Raw genomic sequence first — 21016 nt, 5'->3', positions numbered from 1 at the left:
CCGCCGCCCCTGGTCGAGGGGGTGCGGGCCGGGCGTGCCGCGCGCGGGGCTCCGGCGGGTGGGCCGGGGCGGAGGGGCTACTTCTTGCCGCCGCCGTCCTTGTCCTTGTCGCCGCCGGCACCCATGCCGTCGAAGATCTCCTTGCACATCGGGCAGACCGGGTACTTCTTCGGGTCGCGGCCCGGGACCCAGACCTTGCCGCAGAGTGCGACCACCGGAGATCCGGAGAGCGCGCTCTCCATGATCTTGTCCTTCTGTACGTAATGGGCATAGCGCTCGTGGTCGCCGTCGCCGTGTGACACCTGAGGTGTCGGCTCAACGAGGGTCCCCGTACCTGCCCCGCGCTCGGGCTCAAGAGTGCTCATACAGCCCTAGGGTACCCACGCCCCGGGCGAACGACGGATCAGCGCCTCCGGCGGCGCCGCCCGGTGCGGCCGCCATCCGGCACGCTCCGCCTTCAGTTGAGCGAGGGATCGTCCGGATACGTGGCGACCATCGCCAGTTCGCTGCGCTGGCGGCGCAGCACCGCCCGCCACAGCCGCTCCGGGGCGGGCGAGGAGACATCGCCCGGCTCGGACTCCACGACGTACCAGGCGCCCTCGGAGAGCTCGTCCTCCAGCTGTCCCGGACCCCACCCGGCGTAGCCCGCGAAGATCCGCAGCGAGCCGACCGCGGCGGCCAGCAGCTCGGGCGGCGCCTCCAGGTCGACCAGCCCGATCGCGCCGTGCACCCGGCGCCAGCCGAGCGGGCCGTCCTCGGTCCGCGAGGAGACCTTTCCGGCCTCGGAGGCTCGTCCGGCCTCGCCGGGGACCACGGCGACCCCCAGCGCGGAGTCCAGCGACACCGGGCCGCCCTGGAACACCACGCCCGGCTCCCCGGCCAGCGCGGCCCAGGACTCCAGGATGTCGCCGACCCCCACCGGGGTCGGGCGGTTGAGCACGACGCCCAGCGACCCCTCCTCGTCGTGGTCGAGGAGGAGCACCACCGCACGGTCGAAGTTCGGGTCCGCCAGCGCCGGTGTCGCGACAAGCAGCCGTCCTGTGAGCGAGGACACCTCGGTCATGGACACATGATCCCGCATGTTCGCCCCGGAGGGGGAGTGGAAGACGAGTCCCATGTGAGCGCAGGTCGGGGCGTACGACAGCAGGAACGGCGCACGTAACCGTACGCTTTCCGCTCTGAACCGAACGTGTTGTGACACATTCATGTCCGTTCGGTGGGTACGTCGGTCACACAAAGGCGCTCTCCGCGGCCATTACTCTTGCCTCTTGCCCCCCGACCGTCCCAGGAACGCGAGACCAGATGACCCGCTCGAACGATGTCCTGCTCGTCCATGGCGGCACCCCGCTCGAAGGCGAGATCCGTGTCCGAGGCGCGAAGAACCTCGTGCCGAAGGCCATGGTCGCCGCGCTGCTCGGCAGCGGGCCGAGCCGGCTGCGCAACGTCCCCGACATCCGCGACGTGCGGGTCGTGCGCGGGCTGCTGCAGCTGCACGGCGTCACGGTACGCCCCGGTGACGAGGCCGGCGAGCTGGTGATGGACCCGACCCACGTGGAGAGCGCGAACGTCGCCGACATCGACGCGCACGCCGGCTCCTCGCGCATCCCGATCCTCTTCTGCGGCCCCCTGCTGCACCGCCTCGGCCACGCCTTCATCCCCGGTCTGGGCGGCTGTGACATCGGCGGCCGGCCGATCGACTTCCACTTCGACGTGCTGCGCCAGTTCGGCGCCACGATCGAGAAGCGGGCGGACGGCCAGTACCTGGAGGCCCCGCACCGGCTGCGCGGCGCCAAGATCCGCCTGCCGTACCCGTCGGTCGGCTCCACCGAGCAGGTGCTGCTGACGGCGGTGCTCGCCGAGGGTGTGACGGAACTCTCCAACGCCGCCGTCGAGCCGGAGATCGAGGACCTGATCTGCGTCCTGCAGAAAATGGGCGCGATCATCTCCATGGACACGGACCGTACGATCCGGATCACCGGCGTCGACAAGCTCGGCGGCTACAACCACCGCGCCCTGCCGGACCGCCTGGAGGCGGCCTCCTGGGCGAGCGCGGCGCTCGCGACCGAGGGCAGCATCTATGTGCGCGGCGCCAGCCAGCGCGAGATGATGACCTTCCTGAATACCTACCGCAAGGTCGGCGGCGCCTTCGAGATCGACGACGAGGGAATACGGTTCTGGCACCCGGGCGGCAAGCTCAACGCCATCGCCCTGGAGACCGACGTCCACCCCGGCTTCCAGACCGACTGGCAGCAGCCCCTGGTCGTGGCGCTGACCCAGGCCTCGGGGCTGTCCATCGTCCACGAGACGGTGTACGAGTCGCGCCTGGGCTTCACCTCCGCGCTCAACCAGATGGGCGCGCACATCCAGCTCTACCGCGAGTGCCTGGGCGGCTCCGCCTGCCGCTTCGGCCAGCGGAACTTCCTGCACTCGGCGGTCGTGTCGGGCCCGACCAAGCTGCAGGGCGCCGACCTGGTCATCCCCGACCTGCGCGGCGGCTTCTCGTACCTCATCGCGGCCCTGGCGGCCCAGGGCACGTCCCGGGTCCACGGCATCGACCTGATCAACCGCGGCTACGAGAACTTCATGCAGAAACTGGTCGAGCTCGGCGCCAAGGTGGAGCTGCCGGGCGCCGAGGGAGCCTCCTGAGGGCCCGGGGAAGGCCAGGGGCCCGGAAAGGCCTCCAAGGGCCCGGGAAAGGCCTTCAGAGGCCGTAGGAACGCCGAAAGGGGCGGCCACCCTCCCGTTGGGTGGCCGCCCCTTCGTATGGGGTCTTACTTGCCCTTGGCGGCTTCCTTGAGCTTGGAGCCCGCGGAGACCTTCACGCTGTAGCCGGCCGGGATCTCGATCGGCTCACCGGTCTGCGGGTTGCGCGCGGTGCGAGCGGCACGGTGGGTGCGCTCGAAGGTGAGGAAGCCGGGGATGGTGACCTTCTCGTCGCCCTTGGCGACGACCTCTCCGGTCACCTCGGCGAGGGCGGCCAGAACGGCGTCGGCGTCCTTTCGGGTCACCTCGGCGCGCTCGGACAGAGCGGCCACCAGCTCACTGCGGTTCATGTTGTACTCCCGTGTTCATCTTGCCATTAGGCGTGAGATCGAAGCCGATGCTGCCAGGGCCCTCGGACAGTCCCCGGACCCGGGTCTGCTGTTCAGACCCTCGCGCCCGGAACGCATCCTGCCCCCACCTGTGGCGGGAAAGCCAATCCGGTGCCCTGGTGAGGCGCGCGAAAAGCGCCGTGGCGGCCGTTTCTGCCCGACACCCTATGGGGGCCCGATCGGCTGAACGCCGCGCGACGCGCCGTACGACGCGCCGAGCCCGGCCTAGACCGCCGTGGTACCGGTCACAGCCTTGGCGGCGGCCCGCACCGCGCCGGCGACGGCGCCCGCGACCTTGTCGTTGAAGACGCTCGGAATGATGTAGTTGGCGTTCAGCTCGTCGTCGTGGACGACGTCCGCGAGCGCCCGGGCCGCGGCCAGCATCATGTCGTCGTTCACCGTACGCGACTGGGCGTCCAGCAGGCCACGGAAGACGCCCGGGAAGACCAGCACGTTGTTGATCTGGTTCGGGAAGTCGGAGCGGCCGGTGGCGACCACGGCGGCGGTCTGGCGGGCGATCGCCGGGTCGACCTCGGGGTCGGGGTTGGCCAGCGCGAAGACGATCGCGCCGTCGGCCATGGCGGCCACGTCCTCGCCGGACAGGACGTTCGGGGCGGAGACGCCGATGAAGACGTCGGCGCCGCGCACGGCCTCCTTGAGGGTGCCGGTGACGCCCTCGGGGTTGGTGTTGTCGGCGATCCAGCGCAGCGCGGTCATGTCGGAGTTGCCGTTCGCGCCGGCCAGGTCCTCGCGCCCGGCGTGCACCACGCCGTGGATGTCCGCGACCACCGCGTGCCGTACGCCCGCGGCGATCAGCAGCTTGAGGATGGCCGTGCCGGCCGCGCCCGCGCCGGACATGACCACCCGCACGTCGCCGATCTTCTTGTTGACCACGCGCAGCGCGTTGGTCAGGGCGGCGAGCACCACGATGGCGGTGCCGTGCTGGTCGTCGTGGAAGACCGGGATGTCCAGCGCCTCGCGCAGCCGCGCCTCGATCTCGAAGCAGCGGGGGGCGGAGATGTCCTCCAGGTTGATGCCCGCGAAGCCGGGGGCGATGGCCTTGACGATCTCGACGATGGCGTCGGTGTCCTGGGTGTCCAGGCACAGCGGCCAGGCGTCGATGCCCGCGAAGCGCTTGAAGAGGGCCGCCTTGCCCTCCATGACGGGCAGCGCGGCCTTGGGGCCGATGTTGCCCAGGCCCAGGACCGCGGAGCCGTCGGTGACCACGGCGACGCTGTTGCGTTTGATGGTCAGGCGGCGGGCGTCCTCGGGGTTGTCGGCGATGGCCTGGCAGACGCGGGCGACGCCCGGGGTGTAGACCATGGACAGGTCGTCACGGTTGCGGATCGGGTGCTTCGACGACATCTCGATCTTGCCGCCGAGGTGCATCAGGAACGTACGGTCGGAGACCTTGCCGAGCGAGACGCCCTCGATGCCGCGCAGCTTCTCGACGATCTCGTCGGCGTGCGCGGTGGACGTCGCGGCGATGGTGACGTCGATCCGCAGCTTCTCGTGGCCGGAAGCGGTCACGTCGAGGCCGGTGACCGAGCCGCCGGAGGACTCCACGGCCGTGGTGAGCTGGCTGACCGCCGTACCGCTCGCGGGGACCTCCAGCCGGACCGTCATCGAGTACGAGACGCTGGGCGCCGTTGCCATGGCCGACTTCCTCTGCTTTCCCTTGTGCCAGATTGTCCCGGGGCGCGGTCGTGGTTCGCCGCCCTGCCCTCGGACAGTGGTCTTCAGATGGTTACACCTACCTCGCGGTACGGGGTAACCGGGCTCGACTTTCGGAAATATTGTTCAGCCGGGCGCAGACGCCGAAGAGGCCCGCGTCCTCAACCACTGACGCGGACCTCTTCAAGGTCTCTTCGAAGTTTTTAGGTGGCACCGACCCGCCATGCTCGCCTCGCGGCAAGTGGTCGCTCGAAGCGACGAAGGTTGGGCCCGGGGGCTTGGATCGAGCCGGTGCCACAGCAAGGCTAACAAACCATCCCCGGAAGTGATTCCTCCCCCACGGGTTGTTTTCTCAGTCCCTCAGCAGATCGGGTACGCCGTGCTCGTCCGGGTCGTCCCGCTCCCCCGGCACGACGGTCAGCCGCTGGGTCGCGCGCGTCAGCGCCACGTACAGCACCCGCAGCCCCGCCGGGGACTCGTCGGCGATCTCGGCAGGCGACACCACGACCGTCGCGTCGTACTCCAGCCCCTTGGCCTCCAGGCTGCCCAGCGCCACCACCCGGTCGCCGAGCCCTTCCAGCCAGCGGCGCGCCGCGGCCCGCCGCCGCATGGCGACGACCACGCCGACCGTGCCGTCCACCTCGTCCAGCAGGCGCCCCGCCTCCTCGCGCACCCGCGCCGCCAGGCCCCCTCGGGCCCCGTCGCCCGCCTCGGGCAGCGGCGCGAAGCGCGGCACCAGGCCCGTGGAGCGGACCGCCTCGGGCGCCTGGGCGCCGGGCATCGCGAGCGCGAGGACCTTCGCGGCGAGTTCGGCGATCTCCGCCGGGTTGCGGTAGTTCACGGTCAGCGTGAAGCGGCGGCGCGGGCGGCTGCCCAGCGCCTCGGCGCGGGCCTCGGCCGCCTCCTCCGGGTCCGACCAGGAGCTCTGTGCCGGGTCCCCGACCACCGTCCAGGTGGCGTGGCGGCCGCGCCGCCCGATCATCCGCCACTGCATCGGGGTCAGGTCCTGCGCCTCGTCGACGATCACATGGGCGTAGTCCACCCGCTCCTGCTCCAGCCGGTCCGCACGGGTGCGGCGGGGCGCGGAGCGGTCGGCGAAGGTCGTCAGCTCCTCGAGCCCGGTCAGCTGGTCCAGCGGGTCGACATCGCGGGGCCCCGCGGGCCGGGCCGGGGCGCCCAGGACGGTGTGCAGCTCGTCCAGCAGCGCCACGTCGTGCACGGACAGCGGGCCCTTCCCGTCCGCCCCCACACGGGCCAGCGAGCGGGCCAGCTGACGCGCCTCGCGCTGGCTCAGCACCCGCCGTGACCAGCGGGCCAGCCGCTTCTCATCGGCCATCGCGGCCAGTACGGAGCGCGGGGTGAGCTCGGGCCACCAGGCGTTCAGGAAGCCGAGGAAGTCGTCCTCGGTGGAGATGTCCTCGTCGAACCCCTCACGCGCCTCGGCGGCGAGCTCCGGGTCGGTGTAGCGGCGGGCGCCCCCCGCCTTGGCCCACAGCGCGTCCAGCAGCAGCCGGCGGGCGCGCGGGCGCAGCAGGTTGACGGGCGCGGTGCCGCCCAGCGCGGCCTGCCGGATCCGGTGCAGCTCGTCGGCGTCCAGCTCGATCCGCGCGCCGAACGCCACGACGCGCAGCCGCTCCGGCGGCCCGCCCGCGCGGCCGGGGCCCTCGGGCAGCTCCAGGGCGCCGCGCGCGGCCTTGCGCAGCAGCCGTGTCATCCGCGAGGAGCCCTTGACGCGGGCCACGGCCGGCTCGTCGTACGTGGTGGCCTCGGCGCCGTCCACCAGCGACCCGACGGCGCGGATCGCGACCTGCCCCTCCTCGCCGAGCGAGGGCAGCACGCCCTCGGTGTAGGCGACCAGCAGCGGGGTGGGGCTGACGACCAGGATTCCGCCCGCGTACCGCCGCCGGTCCTGGTAGAGCAGATACGCGGCGCGGTGCAGCGCGACCGCGGTCTTGCCGGTGCCCGGGCCGCCCTCCACCTCGGTGACGGAGGCGGCGGGCGCGCGGATCACCAGGTCCTGCTCGGCCTGGATGGAGGCGACGATGTCGCGCATGGTGTGGCCGCGGGCCTGGCCGAGCGCCGCCATCAGCGCCCCGTCGCCGACGACCGGCAGATCCGCCCCGTCCAGGGTGGCGGTCAGCTCGGGGCGCAGCAGGTCGTCCTCGACGCCGAGCACCCGGCGCCCCTTGCTGCGGATGACCCGGCGGCGCACGACCCGGCCGGGGGCGACGGGGGTGGAACGGTAGAAGGGCGCGGCGGCGGGCGCGCGCCAGTCGATGACCAGCGGGGCGTAGTCGGCGTCCAGGACGCCGATGCGGCCGATGTGCAGCGTCTCGGCGATCTCCGCGCGGCCGCCGCCGTCCGCGCCGTCCTCGACAGGGTGGATCGCGTCGTCGGCGGGCTCGATGGAGGTGTACGCGCCGTCGGGGCCGCGCTCTCCGTCCTTGCCGAGCAGCAGGTCGATGCGGCCGAAGAGGAAGTCCTCGAACTCGCTGTTGAGCCGGTTGAGGTGCACCCCGGCCCGGAAGACCTGGGCGTCCCGCTCGGCGAGCGCGCCGGGCGTGCCGACCTGGACGTGCTTGGCGGCGTCGTTCATCAGGAACTCCGCCTCGTGGATCTTCTCCTCGAGGCGCCGGTACACCCGGTCCAGATGCGCCTGCTCGATCCGGATCTCCCGCTCGCGAATCCCGTCCCCGCCGTCCCGGTCCGCGGCGCCCCGGTTCCGGATGTCCCGGTTCCTGGCGTCCCGTTGCCCGGCGTCGGCTCCCCCGGCTCCGCCGGGTTTCCCGGCTCCGCCGGGGCTGTCCGGTCTCGCCTTCCGGTTCGTGTGCGTGGCGTTGTGCGCGGCCACCCAAGCCCCCTTCTGTGTGCGTAGGGCAGCCGTCAACCGTACACCTTCACAACAGGCTCCAGACCTTCACCGGCCAGACCCTCACCGGCTAGACCTTCACCACCGCCAGCCGCTGGCCGTCCAGGGTGCGGACCTCGAAGCGGTCGATCTCGTCGGGGTTCATGGCCGCGCCGCCCAGGGCGTACAGCGGGTCCTTGCTCCAGCGGGACGCGTCGCCGTCCTTGATGCCGTAGCCGGTGCTGGGCACCGCCCAGGTGGTGACGGTCTCCTCGTGGCCGTCCTTGCCGACGGCGACCAGGTCGCAGGACTTCGGGCCCTTCACATTGCCGAGCTTGAGGGCCACCGAGGTGCCCCAGCCCTTCGCCTGCAGCGAGACGGTGGCGTCGACCTTGGTGGCGGGGTCGACCGAGCCGGTCTTCTGGCCCTGGTCGAACGCCGCCTTCGCGGGACTGGCCACCACCTTGCCGCCGCCCCCGCCGCTGTCGCCGCCGTCGCCGGAGGTCAGCGCGGCACCGGCGAACGGGCCGCCGATGATCAGCGCGGCGGCCGCGGCCACCAGGTACAGCCGGCGCTTGCGGCGCCCGCGGCGGCTCGTGGCGACGTCGTCCATCAGCCGGCCGAGCAGTTCGGGCCCGGGGCGGGCGGTGATGGTGGCGGGGTCCAGCACGGTCCGGCCGTCGGTGGAGGTGGCGAACTCGGCCAGCAGCGGCGGGATGCCCATCAGTTCGTCGAGCTCCGCCGCGCACCGGTCGCAGCCGAGCAGGTGCTCCTCGAAGCGGGCGGCTTCCGCCGGGTCCAGGACACCGAGGGCGTAAGCGCCGACGGCGGTGTGCTGCTGATCCTCCGCTGCAGGCATCATGCCGTAACCCCCCGTTCCTCCAGCGAGAGCCGCAGGGCACGCAGCGCGTAGAAGACCCGGGACCGGACCGTCCCGGGCGGTACGCGCAGCACCTCAGCCGCCTCGTTCACCGTACGCCCCTTGAAGTATGTCTCGACCAGCGCCTCCCTATGCGCATCAGTGAGGTCGGCGAGCGCGTCGGAGATGGTCATCATGCGCAGCGCCCGGTCGATCTCGTCGGCGGCGGGCACGGCGTGCAGCGGCGCCGCGTCCACTTCCTGGGGGCGGGCCCGGCGGCCGCGGTGACCGTCGATGACGATGCGCCGGGCCACGGTCACCAGCCAGGGGCGCAGCGATCCGCCGGTGGTCCGCAGCTGATCGGCGTTGCGCCAGGCCCGCAGAAGCGTCTCCTGGACCACGTCCTCCGCCCGGTGCCGGTCGCCCGCGACCAGGCGCAGGACGAAGGCGAGAAGCGGGCCCGCGTGCTCTTCGTAGAGCGCGCGCATCAGCGCGTCGTCCGGTGTCGTCCTCTCGGTCACGGGAGCATCCTTGCGTAATCCCTACCGCGCGGTCGAGGGGGTACGTGCGGTTACACTTCCAGGTTCAACAAAAACGCCGCGAGGGTTGCTCAATTGCGCTATACAGCAGTCCTGTCGGGCGTACGCCCGCTGGGCTGACCTGGGGTGACGCCCCCGTCAGTCAGGCCCGGGTGACCCGGCGGCGGTGCCGGGCCACGCGCTCGCGGTTGCCGCAGACCTCGCTCGAGCACCAGCGGCGGCGGCGACCGCGCGAGGTGTCGAGGTAGACCAGCGAGCAGGTCTCCCCCTCGCACTGCCGCAGCTGCCCGCGCGCCACCGGATCGGTCAGCAGCTCCACGGCGTCCCGCGCCACCTGCGCCAGCAGCGCGCCGCAGTCGGGCACGGCGGCGAATCTGCGCACGAGGCTGCCGTCGGCGGTGCGCACGGCCCGCACGGCGGGCGGGGCGGTGGCGGCCAGCGCGTTCACCCGCTCCAGGTCGGCACCCGCGGCGCGGCCCTCGACCTCGGTGTGCACGATGCGGTGGAGCAGGTCGCGGGCGGCGCGGAAGCGGGCGAGCCAACTGCCGTCGACGACATCGAGGGCGGTGCCGCGGGGCACCAGACCGGCGCCGACGAGCCACGCCCTGAGCCGCTCCACCCCGTCCAGCCGCTCGACCGGCGCCTCGCTCAGCCGCCCGCCGACCGTGGCCACCAGATCCAGACAGAGCCGCCCGGAGTCGAACCGCAGGTCGTAGGCCGACGCCGACGCCATGTTCCTGTCACTCCTTCGGGCCGGGGGCTGACCGGGCACGCGCACACGTACCGGCCGCGGACACGCACGCGGCCTCGGACACGTACCCACCGCGGACACGTACGCGACCGCCGAGACGTACGCGACCGCCGACACGTGCGCAACCCCAGAGTGCCCGCCCGGGCCCGAGCCCGGAACCCCCGCGGACCCGGCCATCACCCCACGGCCACAAGGGAGTTGGGCCCGGCGGCCGGTCACACGTCGGCGTACTTGGTGTCCGCGACCGGATCCAGCGCCAGCCGGTAACCGCGCTTGACGACCGTCTGGATCAGCTTCGGGGCGCCGAGGGCCGTACGCAGGCGGGCCATCGCCGTCTCGACGGCGTGCTCGTCGCGCCCCGCGCCCGGCAGGGAGCGCAGCAGGTCGGCGCGGGCGACGACCCAGCCCGGGCGGCGGGCCAGGGCGCGCAGCAGGGCCATGCCGGCCGGCGGTACGGCGCGCAGCTCGCCGTCCACCAGCACCGCGTGGCCGCGGATCTCCAGCCGGCGCCCGGCCACCGGCAACGGCCTCACGCGGCCCGGCAGTTCATGGGTCAGCAGCTGTACGAGCGGGCCGAGGCGGAAGCGTTCCGGCTGGCTGGTGGGGATGTCATGGGCCTCGAGCGGCAGCGCGGTGACCGGCCCGACGCAGGCGGGCAGCACATCGTGGCGCAGCGCGTCCAGCAGCTCCGCGCGCATACCGCGCCGCTCGGCCCGGTCCAGCAGGCTCGCGGCGGCGGGGGCGCTGGTGAAGGTGACGGCGTCCAGGGCGCGGGCGACGGTCGCGTCCAGGAGACGGTCCACGGGGCCGATGTCCTCGGGCGGCATCCACCGGTACACCGGCACGCCGACCACCTCCGCGCCCGCCGCGCGCAGCGACTCCACGAAGCCGGGCAGCGGCTCGCCGTGCAGCTGCACCGCGATCCGGCTGCCGTCGACCCCCTCCTCCAGCAGCCGGTCCAGCACCTCGGCCAGCGACTCGGACGCCGGGAACCACTCCTCGGTCAGCCCGGCGGCCCGGATCGCGCCCCGCACCTTGGGCCCGCGCGCCAGCAGCCGGGCGCCGCGCAGCCGGGCCAGCAGCGAGTCCCCCAGGCCCCATCCGTCGGCGGCCTCGACCCAGCCCCGGAAGCCGATGGCGGTGGTCGCGATCACCATGTCGGGGGCGTGGTCGAGCAGTTGCTTGGTGGCGGTGAGCAGTTCCGCGTCGTCGGCGAGCGGCACGATGCGCAGCGCGGGCGCGTGCATGACGGCCGCGCCCCGCCGCCGCAGCAGCGCGGCGAGCTCGTCGGCGCGGCGGGCGGCGGTGACGCCGACGGTGAACCCGGCGAGCGGCCCGATGGCGGCGGGCGCCCCTGACTCCTGCGCCTCCCGCGCCTCCTCTGGCCCCTTCGGCTCCTCTGGCCCCTCCGGCTCCTTCGGGGCCGTGGTCGCGGCGTTGTGGTCTCGGTGCATGGTTCTCGTCCCGATCCGCTGTCGTATGGGCGCCCTCCGCGACCTCATCTCGACGGCCATCCTGTGGCCCCCCGGTGACGGTCACGGTTCGCGGAGGTTTCCCGGGTGTAACGGAGCGTACGGCCGGGGAGCGTGCGCCTTGTGCGCCGTACGCTCCCCGCCCGACCGCCCCTCCAGGGCCGCTCCCGCCCGGCTCAGACGTCCGCGTACGCGGGCTGGGGCGCGCCCTGCTGCTCAGGCGCCTCCGCCGTGGCGGTCCGGTCGGCCGACCGGGCCCCGCGGAGGTATACGGCCCAGGTTACGGCGGAGCACAGGGCGTAGAAGGCCAGGAAGGACACGAACGCCGGGGTCCCGGTGTGCGCGTTCAGGAAGGACTCCCGGAACGCCAGGTTGATACCGAGCCCGCCCAGCGCGCCCACCGCGCCGATCAGCCCCATCGCGGCGCCCGACAGCCGCCGCCCGTACGCCGCCGCCTCCTCGCCCGCGAGGCCCCGCGCGACCGCCTTGGCCTGGAAGATGCCGGGGATCATCTTGAACGTGGAGCCGTTGCCGAGCCCGCTGAAGACGAACAGGGCGATGAAGCCGACGAGGAAGACGGACAGGGACTTCTCCGCGGAGGCGTAGACGACCACCACGGCCGCGACGGACATGGCGGCGAAGTTCCCCAGCGTGATCCGCGCGCCGCCGTAGGCGTCGGCGAGACGGCCGCCGATGGGGCGGATGAGGGAGCCGAGCAGCGGGCCGATGAAGGTGAGCGAGGCGGCCTGAAGCGGGGTGCGGTCGAACTGGTTCTGGAGTACCAGCCCGAAGGCGAAGCTGTAGCCGATGAACGACCCGAAGGTGCCGATGTACAGGAACGACATGATCCAGGTGTGCGCGTCCCGGGCCGCCTCCTTGGCGGCCCCGGTGTCATTCCGCACCGGCGCCAGGTTGTCCATGAACAGCGCCGCGAGCAGCGCGGCGACCACGATCAGCGGGATGTAGACCCCCAGCACCACGCGTGGGTGGGCCGCGCCGGCCGTGCCGATGACCAGCAGGCCGAGCAGCTGGATGACCGGTACGCCGATGTTGCCGCCGCCCGCGTTGAGGCCGAGCGCCCACCCCTTCTTCCGCAGCGGGTAGAAGGAGTTGATGTTCGTCATGGAGGAGGCGAAGTTCCCACCGCCGACGCCGGTGAGCGCCGCGACGACCATGAAGGTGGTGTACGAGGTTCCGGGCTTCATCACCACGGCGGCGGCGACGGTCGGCACCAGCAGGAACATGGCGCTGAGGATCGTCCAGTTGCGGCCGCCGAAGCGGGCGACGGCGAAGGTGTAGGGGACCCGCAGGATCCCGCCGACCAGGGTGGGCATCGCGACCAGGAAGAACTTCCCGGCCGGGTCCACCCCGTACTCCGGCCCCATGAACAGGACCATCACCGACCACAGGCTCCAGATGGAGAAGCCGATGTGCTCGGAGAGGATCGAGAACAGGAGGTTGCGGGTGGCGATCTTCTCGCCCTTCTCCTTCCAGAAGGTCTCGTCCTCCGGGTCCCACTGCTCTATCCAGCGGCCCCCCTTGCGAGCGGTGGGTGTGGTCGGGGCAGTCATCACGCCTCCACAGTTCTCGGGTGTCGCCCTGATGCGCGGGTTCGCTGTCCGACGACGGTAGGAAGTACGGATTTCCGGGCTGTGGCGGCACGTGACGCGGACGAAACCTTGCTCTCACCCGGGGGTGGGGGGCGCGGTGAGGGTTTCCACCAGGGCTGTCACCTGGTTCGCCTCCGCCGCCTCCGGGCTCGGCAGCCAGCTGCCCGGCGGGACGTCGAGCCAGCCCCCGGCCGCGCCGAGCGCCGCGGCGGCCGCCCGCAGGGCGTCCAGGCCCGGGTGGCGCAGCCCGCGGCGCCAGACCATGGAGACGGGCGACAGCGGCACGGGGCCGGTCAGGGGCCTCAGCACGGTGCCGGGCATCGTGATGAACACCGTGCTCGCCAGCACCGACCAGCGCCGCTTGGCCACCACCCGGGTGAACTCCTCGACGCCCTCGATCTGCGGAAACGGTTCGGCCATCGCGATGCCGCCCCCCGCGAACAGCTGCGCGGCCAGGTCCGTCCACTCGGCGGTGGCCTCGTTGCCCGCGGCCGCGTACAGCACCTCCCCCGCGAGCGCGTCCAGAGGCACCTCGGGGAGCCGGGCGAGCGGGTGGTCCTCGCGCAGCACCACGGCCATCCGCTCATACCGGACCAACTGGTGGTCCAGGCGCGCGAGCACGGCCGGGTCCAGCCCGCCGACCCGGCCGAACGACACGTCCAACCGCCCCGCGAGCAGTTCGGCGGCGGCCCCGGTCAGCCCGCTGTGGAAGTGCGCCACCAGCTCCACCTCGGGCGCGACCCGCCCGCGCGCCTCGGCCAGCACCTCGCTCCCGGTGGACACCGGCGCACTGATGTCCACGACCAGCGGCCGCCCCGCCCCCGCCCCACCGCCCCCGAACGCGGCGGCCAGCTCCTCCTGCGCCGCCAACACCCGCCGCGCGTACGGCAACAGCCGCGCCCCCTCGGCGGTCAGCGCCACCTGCCGGGTCGTCCGTACGAACAGCTCGACGCCCAACTCGCGCTCCAGCCGCCGGATGTCACGGCTGAGCGCCTGCTGTGCGACGTACAGCCGGGCGGCGGCCCGGGTGAAGTGCAGCTCGTCGGCGACGGCGGCGAAGGCGCGCAGCAGGCGCGGCTCGATGTCCTGGGGCATACGGTGCACTGACGTCCTCCCTGCCCTGAAGCAGGGCTCCTGCCACCCACGTGTGTGGGTCTCGGGGGGTTCCTGTTTCAACGCCCACTGCCCCGGCTTGCGAGGTCTTACGCGGGCTCCACAGGCGTTTCACCTCTCCGCTCGTCCTTCGGCGAGGATGCGCCGTCCTTCGGCACGCAAGTTGATCTCGGCGTTCCCGTCCCGGTCGTGCACGGCTCCGCAGTCGCACCTCCAGGTGCGGATCTTGAGCCCGGCCTTCCCCTTCGGGCCGGTGAGGGCGCCGCAGGCCGAGCACAGTTGCGTGCTGGGGAAGAACCGGTCGACCTTGACGAAGGTCCGTCCGTACCGGGCGCACTTGGCTTCGAGGGTACGGGCGAACATGCCCAGGCTCTGGTCGTGCAGGCTTTTGCCGAAGCATTTGGCCATGCCTTTGACGTTCAGGTCCTCCAGATAGACCGCTTGGCTCTCGCGGGCTATCCGGGCGGTTTCCTGCTCGATGAAGTCGCGCCGCTGGTCGGCGATGCGGGCATGGATCTTTGCTACGGCCAGCTTGGCCTTACGGCGGTTGTTCGATCCCTTCGCGCGCCTTGAGAGCGTGCGCTGGGCGCGGCGGAGCTTCTTCTCCTGGCGGCGGAAGAACTTCGGGGACGCGATCTTCCGGCCCCGCAGCACCGCGTAGGGGGACAGGCCAAGGTCGATACCGGTGTCGGTCTCTTCCCAGTCCAGCTCGGGCAGCCGCTTGTCGTCGGTCTCGACGACAAAGGATGCGAAGTAACGTCCTGCCGGGTCCTTGATGATCGTGACCGAGGACGGTTCGGACGGCAGTGGCCGGGACCAGGCAACCTTGATGTTGCCGACCTTCGCGATGAACAGGGTGCCGTCCTCGCGGAGAATGAACCCGTTGCGGGTGAAGCGTGCGCTCTGCCGCCCGGTCTTCTTCTTGAGTTTCGGCGGGTTCATCCTGGGGCCTTTCCGGTCCCCGCGCCGCCAGGCGAAGAAGTTCCGGTATGCCGCGTGCAGGTCCCCCAGGGACTGCACCAGCGCGACCGAGGACACCTCCTTCAGCCAGGCCCGCTCCGTCGTCTTTTTGCCCGCGGTGATGATGAGCTTCTGCAATTGGGCGTCCGTAATGAACGGCTCGCCCCGCTTGTATGCCTCGTTCCGCAGCCTGAGCCCGTCGTTGTAGACCACACGAGCGCACCCGAAGGTACGTGCGAGCATGAGCTGCTGACCGCTGGTCGGGTAGACCCGTTCGTTATAGCGCAGCTTCACAGCTCACCTCCTCTGGGCGGTCTCGGACATCGCCGTAAGCGTGATCGCCCCGGTTGACAATTGTCAACTTGATGATTGGCTGCCTCGTCTACGGGCAGTCACCGCGCCAATCCCACCGCACGCGACATGACGTGGGCCCTTCACGACTCAGTCAACAGCGCGCGGCTTTGACAACAAGGGCGTGTGAATAGCCGCGCATCAGGTGTTGGACCAGTCGCGGGCCCGCCCGCGACCGTGGAGGGGTGATCCTCTTCCTCGCCTCCAGGCCAGTAGTGCCGACCGCGCGCCGTACGCCGAGCGGTCCGGCGCGCGGCGGTGACCCGAGCGCCGTGCCGGGCGCCCACCCGCCCCACCTACCCCGCCGCTCATTCCTCTCCCCCTACCGCCAGCTCTTCGCCGCGCCCGGAACGGTCGCGTTCACGCTGGCCGCGTTCTTGGGGCGGGTGGCGGGGGCGATGCTGGGGGTCAGCATGGTGGTCATGATCGCCACCGTTCGCGACTCGTACGCCCTGGCGGGCGCCGTCTCGGCCACCGGCCTCGCGGTGACGGCCCTGACCGGGCCGCTGCTGGGGCGGCTGGTGGACCGCCACGGACAGGCGCGGGTCGCGGTACCGGCGGTCGCCGTGTTCGCGCTGGGGGCTGCGGCGACGCTGCTGTGCGTCCGCCACGGGGCGCCCGCGTGGGCGCTGTTCCTCTGCGCGGCGGGCTCCTCGGGCGTGCCCAGCCTCGGCTCGATGACGCGTGCCCGCTGGGCTGCCGTCCACCGCGACGACGCGGCCGCCCGGCACACCGCCAACTCCTTCGAGCAGGTCGTCGACGAGGTCTGCTTCATGGCCGGCCCGGCGCTCGCGATGGTGCTGTGCACGGCGGTGTTCCCGGAGGCGGGGCTGGCGACGGCGGCGGCGCTGCTCGTCGTCGGCACCCTCCTCTTCGCGGCCCAGCGCCGCACCGAGCCCCCGCCGCATCCGCGGCCGTCCTCCGCCGGCCGGGAACCGCTGACCCGCTCGCCGGGGCTGCGGGTGGTGGTGATCACCTTCCTGGCGACCGGCGCGGTGTTCGGCTCGATGGAGGTCGCGACGGTCGCGGCCGTGGAGTCGTACGGCCACACCTCCGCGAGCAGCGCGGTCCTCGCGCTGCAGGCGGCCGGGTCCTGCGCGGCGGGCCTGGTCTTCGGCGCGCTGCCGCTCCGCGGCTCGGCGGCGGCGCGCTTCCTGGCGGGGGTGGCGGCCATGGCCGTGGCCGTCCTTCCCCTGCTGACGGCGACCGGACTGGCGACGCTGGCACCGCTGCTGTTCATCGCGGGCATGGCGACCGCGCCGACGATGATCAGCGGCATGACCCTCGTCCACCGGCTGACCCCTCCCGCCCGCCTCAACGAGGGCATGACCACCGCGTACACCGGCCTCCTCGTCGGCATCTCAGCGGGCGCTGCGGCGGCCGGCTGGACGGTCGACCACCTGGGCCCGACCGCGGGCTACGCGGCGCCCGCCACGGCCGCGGCACTGGCCCTGCTGGCGGCGGCGACCGGCTCGGGACGGCTGCGGCGGTCGCTGGGCGGGGCCTGACGCCTCACCCGCGAGGCACACCGCGGGCGGGCCCGTCGTCCGGCCGGGCCGCGCCGAGGAGCCGGGCGCGCAGTGCGGCGGCACCGGATTCCGCGAGCCAGTCCGTGAGGGTACGCAGTCCGGGGTGGACGACGCGCAGTACCTCGATGTCGGCGTGCCAGCGCGCGCCGGCTGTCCACCGCTCCCTGGCGTGGGCGATTTCCGGGCTGAGGGCGACGGCTTCGTCGTGGGTGAGCTGCTCGTAGCGCACGGCCGTGCCGGTGGCCGCGCTGATCGCGGCGACCGCCTCGGTCGGGGTCGGGGCGTCCCCGGCCAGCTCCAGGGTCCGCCCGGCGAACCGGTCCGGCTCGTCGAAGGCCATCATCGCGAATTCCGCGATGTCCTCCAGCGCGATGATCTGCACAGGTTCATCCGGCGGGAAGATGTGCCGGTGCACGCCTCCCGCGATGCCGTCAAAGCCGATCGCCGGCGATGCCAGAAAGTTCGACATGAACCTCACCGGGCGCAGGACGGTCACCAGCCGAATCCGTTCACGCAGGTAGTCCTCGATGCGCCGCTTGCCCAGGGAAGCGGCCAACGGGTCGGGCGTGGACGCGATGCCGGTGAACACGACGTGCTCGACTCCCGCGGCGGACGCGGCATCGGCCAGCGCCCGTCCGCGGGCGAGCTCCCGTTCCGCGTCGGGGCCGGCCGGTCCGTACACCACCGGCGGCACGGCGAACAGTGCCGCGGCTCCCTCCAGCGCCGCCGGCAGGCTGGGCGGGTCGTCGAAGTCGGCGCGGACGATTTCGGCCCCGGCGGCCTCCAGCGCCGTGGCGGCGGGGGCGGTCGCGTCACGCACCAGCGCACGCACCGGTCTGCCGGCCGCCAGGAGCCGGCGTGCGGTGGCGCCGCCCTGCCGGCCGGTCGCACCGGTCACGACGACCGGACGATCATCGAAGGGCCCGCCGGGCGTGGCAGCGGGGCGTACCGGCTGAGTGGTCATGTCGTTCCTCCGCCCCGGGGGTGTCGATGGGCACGGTCAGCGTGGACCCGGGGTCGATGTGGAATGCTCCACCCGGTTAGGCGCGACGGACAAGGATTACGTGACATGACGACAGCTCTCCATGACACCGGCCGGGCCGACGCGCGCCGTAACCGCGCGAAGGTGCTCCTCGCCGCGGTGCGGGCGTTCACCGAGCACGGCCTCGATGTCTCGCTCGGCGAGATCGCGCGTCAGGCGGGGGTGGGCACCGGCACCGTGTACCGGCACTTCCCGAGCAAGGAGATCCTGCTCGAGGCCGTACTCGTCCAGCATGTCGACGACCTGGTCGCCGCGGCTCGGCGATGGGCCGCCCAAACCTCCCCCACCGCCGCGTTCTTCGGGTTCCTCCTCGAGGTCGTCGACAAGTCGTCCGGACGCAAGCACGTCTGTGACGTCGTGGTCTCCGACGCGAGCTGGCCGCGGCCGATGCTCGCCGCCTCGGTGCGGCGCTTCCGCCGAGCACTGGAGGAGTTGCTCCGCGCGGCCCAGCAGGCCGGCGGGGTCCGCGCCGACGTCGGCCCGGATGACGTCGCCGCGCTCACCGTCGGGTGCGCGACGATACGGGCCACCCATCGCGACCGGGCCAGTGGCACCCGGATGGTGCACCTGGCACTGGAGTGCCTGCGGCCTCCCACGCCCGTCACGAAAGAGCCGGGGTTCCGTGACGTACCGGGTGGTCGTCACGGAACCCTGCCGAGGTGCGAGGAGTGCGGGGCCCGGCTCGACGCCCGGACCACCGGCCGCCCCGCCCGCTACTGCGGCGCGACCTGCCGGCAACGAGCCCACCGCCGTCGCGTCGGACGATGACGCCGCGGCCCGACTGGTGATGCGGCCAGACCCACCCGCCCATTTCGTCAACGCCATTGACGTACCCGTAGGGCCCCACCTACCTTCCTCCATCGAAGCGCTTCGACGATCGTGCGTGTCCCCTCCACCCCTCCCGGAGGCAGCGGATGTTGAAGGCACGGAAACGGACGGCAGCCCTCCTGGCCGCCGCCCTGGTGGGAGCCGCGGCGCTCACCGGATGCGGCTCGGACAGCGGGGACGGCGACGGCAAGACGCTCAAGCTCTGGCACTACGAGGCCGCCAACAGCGCGATGGGCGCGGCCTGGAAACAGGCGATCGAGGAGTTCAAGAAGAGCCACCCGGGCGTCACGGTGAAGTTCGAGGAGAAGGGCTTCGAACAGATCCAGAAGACCGCCTCGATGGTGCTGAACTCCAACGACGCCCCGGACGTCCTGGAGTACCCCAAGGGCAACGCCACAGCCGGCCTCGCCGCCAAACAGGGTCTGCTCACCGACCTCACGCCCGAGGTCACCAAACGCGGCTGGGACAAGCCGCTGAGCGCCGGGGTCCAGACCGCCAGCCGGTACGACGCGCAGGGCGCGATGGGCTCCGGAAACTGGTACGGGGTGCCCAATTACGCCGAGTACACAATGGTCTTCTACAACAAGGACCTCTTCGACAAGTACAAGGTGAAGGTCCCGTCCACCTTCGAGGAGTTCACCACCGCCCTGGACACCTTCACTGCCAAGGGCATCACCCCGCTGGCGAACGGGGGTGCCGAATACCCCGCCCAGCAGTACCTCTACCAGCTCGCGCTGAGCAAAGCCGACCGCTCCTGGGTGGACTCGTACGAGCTGTACAAGGGCAAGCCCGACTTCCATGACGCGGCGTGGACCTACGGCGCCGAGACCTTCGCCGACTGGGTGAAGAAGGGCTACATCGCCAAGAGCTCCAGCGGCGCCAAGGCCGAGGACGCGGGGACGGCGTTCCTCTCGGGCAAGAACCCGATGTTCTTCTCCGGCAGCTGGTGGTTCGGCCGCTTCAAGTCGGAGATGAAGGACCAGTGGGGCACCTTCCTGTGGCCCGGCTCCAAACTGACGCTGGGCTCCGGCGGCAATCTGTGGGTGGTCCCCAAGGGCGCCAAGAACAAGGAACTCGCCTACGACTTCATCGACATCACGATGAAGAAGGGCATCCAGAACCTGCTCGGCGACAAAGGCGGCGTGCCCGTGGCCGCCGACTCCTCGGCCATCACCGACCAGCAGTCGAAGAGCCTGATCGAGAACTTCGACACGCTCGCCAAGAACGACGGGCTCGCCTTCTACCCGGACTGGCCGGTGCCCGGCTTCTACGACACCCTCGTCTCCGAGACACAGAAGCTGATCACCGACAGCACGGATCCCGACGACTACCTGGACGCGCTGAAGAAGGCGTACGAGTCGGGCGCGCCGAAGGCATGAAACCCGCCGAAGGCATGAAACCCGCCCACGGCACCAAGGGTCCGGGACGACGGCGCGAGTATCCGTACGCGTTGTTCCTCATCCCCGGCGCACTGGCCTTCCTCACCGTGATCGTCGTCCCGTTCCTGATGAACACGGGGCTGAGCCTCACCCACTGGCAGGGGGTCGGCACCCCGTCCTGGGCCGGGCTCGACAACTACCGCACGCTGCTCGACGACTCCGCCTTCTGGGAGTCCTTCCGGCACAGCCTCGCGATGGTCCTGGCGATGGCGGTGATCCCCACCGCCATCGGCCTGGTCCTGGCCGCCGCGCTGTTCGACTACATCGCCAAGCACATCGGCACCCGTGTCGCGACCGTGCTGCGCGCCTGCTTCTATCTGCCGCAGGTGCTGCCGATCGCGGTGGCCGGGATCGTCTGGAGCTGGATCCTGGCCCCCGACAACGGCGCGCTGAACGAACTGCTGAACGCGGTCGGCCTCGGCTCGCTGCGCCACGACTGGCTGGGCGACCCGGACTTCGCGCTCTACAGCGTGATGGGCGTGATGGTCTGGGTGCAGCTCGGCTTCCCGCTGGTGGTCTTCATGGCCGGGATGCAGCGCGCCGACCCGGCCCTGCACGAGGCCGCCGAGCTGGACGGCGCCTCCTGGTGGCGGCGGCTGTGGCATGTGACGCTGCCGCAGATCCGGCCCGAGATCTACGTCGTGCTGCTCTGGTGCACCATCGCCGCGCTCAAGGTCTTCGGCGCCGTGTACGTACTGACCAAGGGCGGGCCCGGCGGGGCCACCAATGTGCCCTCGTACTTCTCCTTCCAGAGCTTCTTCGAGAAGACGCAGATCGGCTACGGCTCGGCGGTGTCGACCGTGCTGACCGTACTCATCCTGGCGCTGGCCCTGGTGGCGTTGCGTCTGCAGACCCGGGCGGAGGACCAGGACCGGTGAAGGCCGTCACGCGATACCCGGTACTGGTCGC

At 71.8% G+C, this 21016-nt stretch carries 18 protein-coding genes; 5 read left to right on the top strand and 13 right to left on the bottom strand.

Translation table 11 applies throughout. The features are described 5' to 3' along the window. Positions 1-77: 77 nt before the first annotated feature. Complete coding sequence (locus tag ACFZDL_RS36475) at positions 78-365, bottom strand: DUF3039 domain-containing protein (RefSeq protein ID WP_353594903.1); 288 nt, start codon at positions 363-365, stop codon at positions 78-80. A gap of 92 nt (positions 366-457) precedes the next feature. Then, positions 458-1063 (bottom strand): YqgE/AlgH family protein, encoded by a 606-nt coding sequence (locus tag ACFZDL_RS36470; protein WP_353594904.1) that lies wholly within the window; start codon positions 1061-1063, stop codon positions 458-460. Between the two features lie 239 nt (positions 1064-1302). On the opposite strand from ACFZDL_RS36470, the gene murA reads away from it, so the two are divergent. Further along, on the top strand, positions 1303-2646 hold the full coding sequence (gene murA, locus ACFZDL_RS36465) for a UDP-N-acetylglucosamine 1-carboxyvinyltransferase (protein ID WP_353594905.1): 1344 nt from the start codon (positions 1303-1305) through the stop codon (positions 2644-2646). Between the two features lie 125 nt (positions 2647-2771). Here the strand turns inward: murA and ACFZDL_RS36460 are convergent, their stop codons facing one another. The 10 genes from ACFZDL_RS36460 to ACFZDL_RS36415 all read right to left on the bottom strand — a co-directional run bounded on the left by ACFZDL_RS36460 (position 2772) and on the right by ACFZDL_RS36415 (position 15212). Then, the gene (locus tag ACFZDL_RS36460; RefSeq protein ID WP_009717479.1) at positions 2772-3053 is read right to left on the bottom strand and encodes an HU family DNA-binding protein; all 282 of its coding nucleotides are present in this window, start codon (positions 3051-3053) and stop codon (positions 2772-2774) included. 264 nt (positions 3054-3317) lie between these two features. Next, positions 3318-4748 (bottom strand): NAD-dependent malic enzyme, encoded by a 1431-nt coding sequence (locus tag ACFZDL_RS36455; RefSeq protein ID WP_353594906.1) that lies wholly within the window; start codon positions 4746-4748, stop codon positions 3318-3320. 370 nt (positions 4749-5118) lie between these two features. Next, positions 5119-7452 (bottom strand): UvrD-helicase domain-containing protein, encoded by a 2334-nt coding sequence (locus ACFZDL_RS36450; protein WP_391193433.1) that lies wholly within the window; start codon positions 7450-7452, stop codon positions 5119-5121. A gap of 253 nt (positions 7453-7705) precedes the next feature. After that, the gene (locus ACFZDL_RS36445) at positions 7706-8476 is read right to left on the bottom strand and encodes a zf-HC2 domain-containing protein (protein ID WP_353594907.1); all 771 of its coding nucleotides are present in this window, start codon (positions 8474-8476) and stop codon (positions 7706-7708) included. Then, positions 8473-8961 carry a sigma-70 family RNA polymerase sigma factor gene (locus ACFZDL_RS36440; protein WP_055414278.1) on the bottom strand — a complete coding sequence of 163 codons (489 nt, stop codon included), beginning with the start codon at positions 8959-8961 and terminating at the stop codon, positions 8473-8475. The genes ACFZDL_RS36445 and ACFZDL_RS36440 overlap by 4 nt, the downstream gene beginning before the upstream one ends. A gap of 193 nt (positions 8962-9154) precedes the next feature. Beyond that, positions 9155-9745, bottom strand: coding sequence for an ABATE domain-containing protein (locus ACFZDL_RS36435; RefSeq protein ID WP_353594908.1), 591 nt, complete (start codon positions 9743-9745; stop codon positions 9155-9157). A gap of 233 nt (positions 9746-9978) precedes the next feature. Further along, the gene (locus ACFZDL_RS36430; protein ID WP_353594909.1) at positions 9979-11217 is read right to left on the bottom strand and encodes a uroporphyrinogen-III synthase; all 1239 of its coding nucleotides are present in this window, start codon (positions 11215-11217) and stop codon (positions 9979-9981) included. 194 nt (positions 11218-11411) lie between these two features. Further along, positions 11412-12806 carry a nitrate/nitrite transporter gene (locus tag ACFZDL_RS36425; RefSeq protein ID WP_353594910.1) on the bottom strand — a complete coding sequence of 465 codons (1395 nt, stop codon included), beginning with the start codon at positions 12804-12806 and terminating at the stop codon, positions 11412-11414. Between the two features lie 114 nt (positions 12807-12920). After that, the gene (locus ACFZDL_RS36420; RefSeq protein ID WP_353594959.1) at positions 12921-13940 is read right to left on the bottom strand and encodes a LysR family transcriptional regulator; all 1020 of its coding nucleotides are present in this window, start codon (positions 13938-13940) and stop codon (positions 12921-12923) included. A gap of 129 nt (positions 13941-14069) precedes the next feature. Then, positions 14070-15212 (bottom strand): transposase, encoded by a 1143-nt coding sequence (locus ACFZDL_RS36415; protein ID WP_353594911.1) that lies wholly within the window; start codon positions 15210-15212, stop codon positions 14070-14072. A 479-nt stretch (positions 15213-15691) separates the two neighbouring features. Here ACFZDL_RS36415 and ACFZDL_RS36410 point away from each other — a divergent pair, with 479 nt between their 5' ends. Next, positions 15692-16777 carry an MFS transporter gene (locus ACFZDL_RS36410; protein WP_353594912.1) on the top strand — a complete coding sequence of 362 codons (1086 nt, stop codon included), beginning with the start codon at positions 15692-15694 and terminating at the stop codon, positions 16775-16777. Positions 16778-16781: 4 nt separating this feature from the next. Here the strand turns inward: ACFZDL_RS36410 and ACFZDL_RS36405 are convergent, their stop codons facing one another. Continuing rightward, the gene (locus tag ACFZDL_RS36405) at positions 16782-17762 is read right to left on the bottom strand and encodes an NmrA family NAD(P)-binding protein (protein ID WP_353594913.1); all 981 of its coding nucleotides are present in this window, start codon (positions 17760-17762) and stop codon (positions 16782-16784) included. Positions 17763-17867: 105 nt separating this feature from the next. Between ACFZDL_RS36405 and ACFZDL_RS36400 the strand changes: the two genes are divergently transcribed. The 3 genes from ACFZDL_RS36400 to ACFZDL_RS36390 all read left to right on the top strand — a co-directional run bounded on the left by ACFZDL_RS36400 (position 17868) and on the right by ACFZDL_RS36390 (position 20985). Then, a complete protein-coding gene (locus tag ACFZDL_RS36400; RefSeq protein WP_353594914.1) occupies positions 17868-18608 on the top strand; it encodes a TetR/AcrR family transcriptional regulator in 741 nt (246 codons plus the stop codon). 146 nt (positions 18609-18754) lie between these two features. Next, positions 18755-20047, top strand: a complete 1293-nt coding sequence (locus ACFZDL_RS36395; protein WP_353594915.1) for an extracellular solute-binding protein — start codon at positions 18755-18757, stop codon at positions 20045-20047. Between the two features lie 14 nt (positions 20048-20061). After that, complete coding sequence (locus tag ACFZDL_RS36390; protein WP_353594961.1) at positions 20062-20985, top strand: sugar ABC transporter permease; 924 nt, start codon at positions 20062-20064, stop codon at positions 20983-20985. Positions 20986-21016: the final 31 nt, after the last annotated feature.

This window comes from Streptomyces sp. NPDC007917, assembly GCF_042959105.1.
Taxonomy (GTDB): Bacteria; Actinomycetota; Actinomycetes; order Streptomycetales; family Streptomycetaceae; genus Streptomyces.
This window is presented reverse-complemented; position numbering and strand designations above follow the sequence as displayed.